At 70.1% G+C, this 7383-nt stretch carries 7 protein-coding genes; 6 read left to right on the forward strand and 1 reads right to left on the reverse strand.

Features of this window, described 5'->3' with window-relative positions:
- Complete coding sequence (aspS, locus tag ABD663_RS14100; RefSeq protein ID WP_344739613.1) at nt 1-1341, reverse strand: aspartate--tRNA(Asn) ligase; 1341 nt, start codon at nt 1339-1341, stop codon at nt 1-3.
- 87 nt (nt 1342-1428) lie between these two features.
- Here aspS and ABD663_RS14105 point away from each other — a divergent pair, with 87 nt between their 5' ends.
- From ABD663_RS14105 to ccsB, 6 genes are read left to right on the forward strand one after another with little or no spacing between them, the layout of a single operon-like run.
- Nucleotides 1429-2457, forward strand: coding sequence for a DUF368 domain-containing protein (locus tag ABD663_RS14105; RefSeq protein ID WP_344739615.1), 1029 nt, complete (start codon nt 1429-1431; stop codon nt 2455-2457).
- 9 nt (nt 2458-2466) lie between these two features.
- On the forward strand, nt 2467-3096 hold the full coding sequence (locus ABD663_RS14110) for a histidine phosphatase family protein (RefSeq protein WP_344739617.1): 630 nt from the start codon (nt 2467-2469) through the stop codon (nt 3094-3096).
- Complete coding sequence (locus tag ABD663_RS14115; protein ID WP_344739619.1) at nt 3093-3698, forward strand: TlpA family protein disulfide reductase; 606 nt, start codon at nt 3093-3095, stop codon at nt 3696-3698. Before ABD663_RS14110 ends, ABD663_RS14115 begins: the two co-directional genes overlap by 4 nt.
- The gene (locus ABD663_RS14120) at nt 3695-4534 is read left to right on the forward strand and encodes a cytochrome c biogenesis CcdA family protein (RefSeq protein ID WP_344739621.1); all 840 of its coding nucleotides are present in this window, start codon (nt 3695-3697) and stop codon (nt 4532-4534) included. The genes ABD663_RS14115 and ABD663_RS14120 overlap by 4 nt, the downstream gene beginning before the upstream one ends.
- Nucleotides 4515-6218 carry a cytochrome c biogenesis protein ResB gene (gene resB / locus ABD663_RS14125; RefSeq protein ID WP_344739623.1) on the forward strand — a complete coding sequence of 568 codons (1704 nt, stop codon included), beginning with the start codon at nt 4515-4517 and terminating at the stop codon, nt 6216-6218. The genes ABD663_RS14120 and resB overlap by 20 nt, the downstream gene beginning before the upstream one ends.
- A 10-nt stretch (nt 6219-6228) precedes the next feature.
- The gene (gene ccsB, locus ABD663_RS14130) at nt 6229-7278 is read left to right on the forward strand and encodes a c-type cytochrome biogenesis protein CcsB (protein WP_344739625.1); all 1050 of its coding nucleotides are present in this window, start codon (nt 6229-6231) and stop codon (nt 7276-7278) included.
- The last annotated feature ends 105 nt before the right edge of the window (nt 7279-7383 follow it).

Below are 7383 nucleotides of genomic sequence, written 5' to 3' on the forward strand. Positions count from 1 at the left end.
TCAGGGCGCCAGGCGCGTCGGCCCGCGGAAGAGGAAGGTGACCTCGCGGATCGAGGACTCGCCCAGCATCAGCATCAGCAGACGCGCCAGGCCCATGCCGAACCCGCCGTGCGGCGGCACTCCGTAGCGGAAGAAGTCGAGGTAGTGCTCGAGTCCCTCGAGGTCGAGGCCCTTCTCGGCCGCCTGCTGCTCGAGCACATCGATGCGGTGCTCGCGCTGAGCCCCGGTCGTGATCTCGGTGCCGTTGTACAGCAGGTCGTAGCTCTTGGTGAGCCCCGTCTCGACGTCGCGCATGTGGTAGAAGGGCCGGATCTCGGGGTGGTAATCGGTGACGAACACGAAGTCGTGACCGAAGGTCTCCTTGACATGCGCCGACACCTGGCGCTCGCCCTCGGGGTCGAGGTCGCCGTCGGCGCGGGGGATCTCGTAGCCGCGGGCGGCGACGATCTCGCGCGCCTCGGCGAGGGGGATGCGCGGGAACGGCAGCGTGGGCACCTCCACGGTGACCCCGAACAGTTCCTCGATCTCAGCGCCGTGCTTCTCCTTGACCGCGGCGAACGCGGCCGCCAGCAGCTCCTCCTGCATCGAGGCGACATCCTCGTAGCCGTCGATCCAGCTGATCTCGGAGTCGATCGACGTGAACTCGGTCGCGTGGCGGCTGGTGAAGCTGGGGTCGGCGCGGAACGCGTCGGCGATCTCGAACACCTTGCCGAATCCGGCCGCCTGAGCCATCTGCTTGAAGTGCTGTGGGCTCTGGGCGAGGTACGCGGTCTGGTCGCCGAAGTACTCCATCGAGAACAGCTCGGCGCGCGACTCGGCGGGGCTCGCCATGAGCTTGGGGGAGTGGATCTCGATGTAGTCGCGCTCGACCCAGTACGAGCGCATGGCGTGCTCGAGGGTCGTCTGCACCCGGAAGATCAGGTTGTTGCGGGCCTGGCGCAGGTCGAGGAAGCGCCAATCCATCCGCTTGTCGAGTCCGCTGTCGGCGGCGATCGGCGTCTCGGGCAGCGAGGCGGCCGCGATCTCGAGCGTGCCGATCTTGACCTCGACGCCGCCGAGCTTGACACGCTCATCGTGCTTGAGGGCCCCGCGAACGGTGAGGAACGTGCCGTGCGCGAGGTTCGAAATGGTGTCGGTGAGGGCCAGCGCGTCGGCGTCCTGCTCGCTGCCGTCCTCGGCGGGGCGGGTCGCGGGGTTCACCAGCTGCACGGCGCCGGTCTCGTCACGCAGGATGACGAACTGCACCTTCTTCTGATCGCGGACGGTCTCGACCCATCCGGACACCACGACGGGGCCGTCTTCACGGGCTTGCAGATCTTCGACGAGGACGCGTTCGCTCACGATCGACCAGTCTACGGCGCCGCCCGCCGGCGACTCACCGGCCGGGCACAGGTTCTGTTCACCGGAGCCGCCTATCGTGGTCGGGTGATGACGACGCCGACCACGACGCCGCCGCGCGCCGCCGCCCTCGGGTGGACGGCGCTGCTCGACGTCCTGCGTGGCGGGTTCATCGGCCTCGCCGAGCTGCTCCCCGGCATCTCCGGTGGAACGATCGCCCTCATCACCGGTGTTTACGAGCGGCTCATCACGGCAGCCTCCCACGTGGTCTCGGCGTTCCGCCGGCTGCTGTTCGGGCCCGGCCGTCGCGAGGGTTTCAGGTCGGAACTGCGCCTGGTCGAGTGGCGGTTGGTCGTGCCGCTGGTCATCGGCATGGCCGCGACCGTGGTCACGCTCGCCGGTGTCGTCGAAGCGCTCGTGTCGGCGAACCCCGAACTGTCACGCGGTCTGTTCTTCGGACTCGTCGCCGCGAGTATCGCCGTGCCCCTGCGCCTCGCGCCGCGCGCGACGGGTGCCGCGCGCATGGTCGGGATGCTGGTGTTCGTCCTCGCCGCGGTCGCGGCGTTCGCCGCCGTCGACTTCGCCGGCGGCTCACTGGTGCTCGACCCGCCGCTGTGGATCGTCTTCTTCGCCGCGATGATCGCGGTGTGCGCCCTGGTGGTGCCCGGAGTCTCGGGCTCGTTCTTCCTCCTCGCGATCGGCCTCTATTCGCCCACCCTGTTGGCGGTGGCCGAGCGCGATCTGCTCTACCTCGGCGTCTTCGCGTTGGGTGCGCTCGTGGGCCTCGTGACGATCGTGCGGGTGATGAAGCACCTGCTCGACCGGCACCGCCGACTGACGCTCGTCGCGATGGCGGGCCTGATGCTGGGCTCGCTGCGAGCGCTGTGGCCATGGCAGACCGTCGCAGGCGACGACCACGGCGTCGGGACACCCGTCGCACCCTACGACCCGATCGTCGGCCCGATCCTGCTGGCGGTGCTCGGCGCGGCGATCGTCGTGGGCCTGATGATCGCCGAGTCGATGCTGCAGCGACGAGCGGCGTCGCGGCGCGAAGCTCGCGACGCACCCGACCTGTCGGACGGGTCGCGCTCAGCCGGCGCCCAGAACCGCGCAACGTAGAATCGGGGAGTGCCCGCCGATCGCCTTCATCTCGTGCGTCACGGAGAGGTCGAGAACCCCCGCCGTGTGCTGTACGGAAGACTTCCCGGATTCGGGCTCAGCGCCGACGGACGCCGGATGGCCCGTCAGGCCGCCGAGTATGTGAGCACCCTCGACCGCCCGATCGCCGCGCTGGCGTGCTCGCCGCTGCAGCGCACGCAGGAGTCGGCGGAGCCGTTCACCGAGCTGTTCGGTCTGACCCCGCGCATCGACGAGCGCGTCATCGAGCCCACCAACGTGTTCGAGGGGCGCCGCATGGTGCGCGCCCTCATGAACCCGTGGAACTGGCGCCACTTGCGCACGCCGGCCCTTCCCAGCTGGGGTGAGCCGTACGCCGAGGTCGTGGCGCGCATGAACGAGGCGATGACGACCGCATGGGATGCCGCCGACGGCGGCGACGTCGTCATCGTCTCGCACCAGCTGCCGATCTGGATCACCCACCTCGCCGTCGCCGGCGAGCCGCTGCGGCACGATCCGCGCGCCCGCCGGTGCGCCCTCTCGAGCGTCACGAGCTTCGAGATGCGCGACGGCACGTGGACCGAGGTCGCCTACGTCGAGCCGGCGTCCACGGCCGGCGCCGTCGACGTGGGGGCGGTGTGATCGCGCGCGCCGCGCGTGCCGCGGCATCCGCACTCGCCACCATCGCCCTGGTCGGCGCACTGGCCGCCTGCTCGAGCGACCCGCTCGCCGAGCAGTACCGCGCGGGCGACAACAAGGGGTTCATCGCCGCCGACGGCACGCGCGTGGTGTTGATCCCCGAGGCCGAGCGCACCGAACCCATCGAATTCGAGGGTGTGCTCGACACCGGCGGCACGATCTCGAGCGACGACCTGGCGGGCATGGCCGTCGCCGTGAACTTCTGGTACGCCGCGTGCGCACCCTGCCGGGTCGAGGCCCCGGTGCTCGAAGAGGCGCACCAGGCCCTCGACGGCGAGGACGTCGCCTTCCTGGGGGTGAACCTGTACGACGGCGCTGAAGCGTCGCAGGCGTTCGCCGAGACGTATGGCGTGACCTATCCGAGCGCGCTCACGACGGTCGACGGATCGATCAAGCTCGCCTTCGCCGGGCAGACGCCGCTCAACGCCGTACCGGTCACGCTCGTGCTCGACACCGAGGGCCGCGTGGCCGCGCGCATCATCGGGCAGCTCACCGAGGCATCCGTGCTCGAGACGCTGCTGCGCGACGCGCTGGACGCCTCGTGAACGTCGGCGCCGTCGTCGCCGACGGTACGCTGTGGCTGGCCGTGCCCATCGCGGTGCTCGCGGGGCTCATCTCGTTCCTTTCGCCGTGCGTGCTGCCGCTCGTGCCGGGCTATCTCGGCTTCATCGGAGGCGCGGTGGCGCCGCGGCCGGCCCCCACTGGTCGGACGATCGGCTCCCGCTCGGACGATGCGGCCGAGAATCTCCGGCCGAGCGCCGATCCTCCGACCGGGACGGTGGTGGCCGAGGCGGCCGAACCGGGCCGCGGTCGGCTGCTGCTCGGGGTGCTGCTGTTCATCGCGGGGTTCAGCTTCGTCTTCATCAGCGCCGCCATGCTCGGCGGAACCGTGGGGCGCTTCCTCATCGAGTACGCCGACATCATCACCCGCGTGCTGGGCATCGTCATCATCGCGATGGGCCTCGTCTTCATCGGGATGCTCGGGTTCGCGCAGCGCACGTTCCGCCCGCAGGTGCGCGGCAACCTGGGCCTCGTGGGCGCGCCGCTGCTGGGCGTCGCCCTCGGCATCGGCTGGACCCCGTGCATCGGCCCCACTCTCGCCGTCATCCTGCAGCTCTCGTTCGACTCCGGCTCGGCCGCGAGGGGGGCGGTGCTCGGACTCGCCTACTCGCTCGGTCTCGGCATCCCGTTCGTTCTGCTCGCCCTCGGCTTCGGCTGGGCGACCCGCTCGGTGGGCTTCGTGCGGCGCCACATCCGGGTCGTCAACATCATCGGCGGTGCGCTGCTTATCGTCCTCGGAGTGCTGATGGTGACCGGCGTGTGGACCGCGCTCATGGCTCAGCTGCAGGGGGTGTTCCTCAGTGTCCCGCTCCCGCTCTGACACCGCCGATCGCACCGAGCCGCTGCGGCCCGACGACCACGCCGACGCGCCCGCACCCCGCTCTGCCGACATCACGCAGCCGTCGCTCGGGGTCACCGGCTGGCTGCGCTGGGCGTGGCGGCAGCTCACCTCGATGCGCACCGCGCTCGTGCTGCTGCTGCTGCTGGCGATCGCCGCGATCCCCGGCTCTCTCGTGCCCCAGCGCAGCGCCGACCCGAACGGGGTGACGCAGTACTTCCAGGACAACCCCGAGCTGGCGCCGATCCTCGACGGCTTCAGCATGTTCGACGTCTATGCCTCGCCGTGGTTCTCGGCCATCTACCTGCTGCTGTTCATCTCGTTGATCGGGTGCGTCATCCCGCGCACGCGGCACCACTGGAGAGCCCTGCGCGCCCGCCCGCCGCGGACGCCCGCGCGACTGTCGCGTCTGGACGCGCACCGCGAAGCGACCCTCGACATCGGCCGCGATGCGGATGCCGCAGAAGAGGCCGAGCGTGCGGTCGCACTCGCGGCCGACCAGCTGCGGCGGTCGGGCTACCGCGTGGAGCGCTACGACGGTGCCGCCGTGCGGTCGGTGTCGGCCGAGCGCGGCTATCTGCGCGAGACCGGCAACCTCGTCTTCCACACCGCGCTGATCGGCGTGCTGATCGCGGTCGGCGTCGGCGGTGGCTTCACTTACACCGGCCAGACCGTCATCATCGAGGGCCGCACGTTCGTCAACACGCTGCTCGACTACACGTCCTTCAACCCCGGCCGGTTCGTCGACGAGGAGGCGCTCGAGCCCTACGCGCTCACCCTCGACAGCTTCGACGTGACCTATCAGCCCAGCGGCGAGCAGGGCGCAGGACAGGCCGGCGACTTCGCCGCGAACCTCACGACGCAGTACGCGGGGGCGGATGCCTCGACCGGCGTGGTGCGCGTCAACCACCCGCTGCAGATGGGCGGCGACCGCATCTATCTGATGGGCAACGGCTACGCACCGACCCTGACGGTGCGCGACGCCGCCGGCGATGTGGTCTTCTCGGAGTCGGTGCCGTTCCTGCCGCAGGACACGAACATGACCTCGCTCGGGGTGGTGAAGATCCCCGACGGGCTCGACGAGCAGATGGGGCTCGTCGGCTTCTTCTACCCCACGCAGGTGCAGCTCGAGTCCGGCGCGTTCGCGTCGTGGTATCCCGCACTGACCAACCCCGTCGTCTCGCTCGACGTGTACGTCGGCGACCTCGGCATCGACGACGGCGTGCCCCGCTCGGTGTACACGCTCGACACCTCCGAGATGGACAAACTCACCGGTCGCGACACCGACGTCGCCTCGCTCGAGCTCGCGCCGGGCGAGACCGCCGAGCTGCCCGGCGGTCTCGGCTCGGTCACCTTCGAGAACGACGCCCCGGCCGGCGCATCCGGTTACGAGGGATCGGTCAAGCGCTACGTCTCGCTGTCGATCCACCGGGATGCCGCGGCGACCTGGGTCCTCGTGTTCGCCGTCCTCGCGACGGCAGGCCTGCTCGCCGCGCTGTTCGTGCCGCGTCGGCGGATGTGGGTGAAGGCGCAGGCGGACGACGGCGGCGTGCGCGTCGAGTACGCAGGTCTCGCACGCGGCGAGGACCCGACGCTGGACGCCGCGGTCGACCAGCTCGAGCGGCGCCACCGCGCTGCCTTCGAGGCATCCGGCACCCCCACGTAGACTGGCATCCATGCCCGAATCCGCCGTCAGCATCGACTCGGTGTCGCTCCTTCTCGTCTGGACGGCCATCGCCGTGTACGCCCTGGCCTTCGTGGCGTACGCGATCGATCTGGCCCGCCGATCCGAGCTCGCCGTCGACGCGAAGGACGCCCGTGAGCGCGAGCTGGTCGCGGTCGGCACGGCATCGGTCGGGTCGGCCGGGGCGCCCACCCCCGTCGAGCGGATGCGCGCCGATGAAGAGGCCGCCGAACTCGCCCTGAACGCTCCGCCGGCGCAGCGCCCGCGGCTGCTGTTCGCACGGATCGGCACGTCGCTGACCGTGCTGGGATTCCTCTTCCATCTGGCCGGCGACGTCACCCGCGGCATCGCCGCCGGCCGCGTGCCCTGGTCGAACATGTACGAGTTCGCCCTCACCGGCACCCTGTTGGTCGTCGCGGTCTACCTCGTGTCGCTCCTGCGTTTCGATCTGCGCTTCCTCGGGTCGTTCATCACCGGGCTCACCGTGCTGCTGCTCGGCGGCGCGACCCTCGCGTTCTACGTCGAGGTCGTGCCGCTCATGGACCCGCTGAAGTCGGTGTGGCTGGTCATCCATGTCTTCGTCGCGACGCTGGCCACGGCCCTGTTCGCGATCGCGTTCGGGCTCTCGGTCGTCCAGCTGATGCAGACCCGCCGTGAACGCCGGGTCGCCGCGGCCGCGAAGGACGACACCGTGCGCACCGGGCCGGGGTTCCTGCGCACTCTGCCCGGTTCCGATGCCCTCGAGTCGCTCGCCTACCGGTTCGCGATCATCGGCTTCATCTTCTGGACCTTCACGCTCATCGCCGGATCGATCTGGGCGAACGACGCCTGGGGTCGGTACTGGGGCTTCGACACCAAAGAGGTGTGGACGTTCGTCATCTGGGTGCTCTACGCCGGCTACATCCACGCCCGCGCCACCCGCGGCTGGCGTGGTCCGCGCTCGGCCTGGCTCTCGATCGTCGGCTTCACGGCCGTGCTGTTCAACTTCACGATCGTGAACATGTTCTTCAAGGGCCTGCACGCCTACAGCGGCCTGAGCTGACCCGCCCCCCGTGCGTCGAGAATCGCCGTGCCGGGTGGGAATCGGCAGCGCGCCGATGATTCCGATCCGGCGCGCTGATTCTCGCGGCAGAGGGGCGGGTACGCT

Origin of the sequence: Microbacterium awajiense, from assembly GCF_039536545.1 — a bacterium.
In the GTDB taxonomy this organism is placed as follows: Bacteria; Actinomycetota; Actinomycetes; order Actinomycetales; family Microbacteriaceae; genus Microbacterium; species Microbacterium awajiense.

Excerpts from the sequence above, each read along its gene's own strand:
- ccsB (WP_344739625.1), top strand. The coding sequence starts at position 6,229 with ATGCCCGAATCCGCCGTCAGCATCGACTCGGTGTCGCTCCTTCTCGTC.
- ABD663_RS14105 (WP_344739615.1), top strand. The coding sequence starts at position 1,429 with ATGACGACGCCGACCACGACGCCGCCGCGCGCCGCCGCCCTCGGGTGG.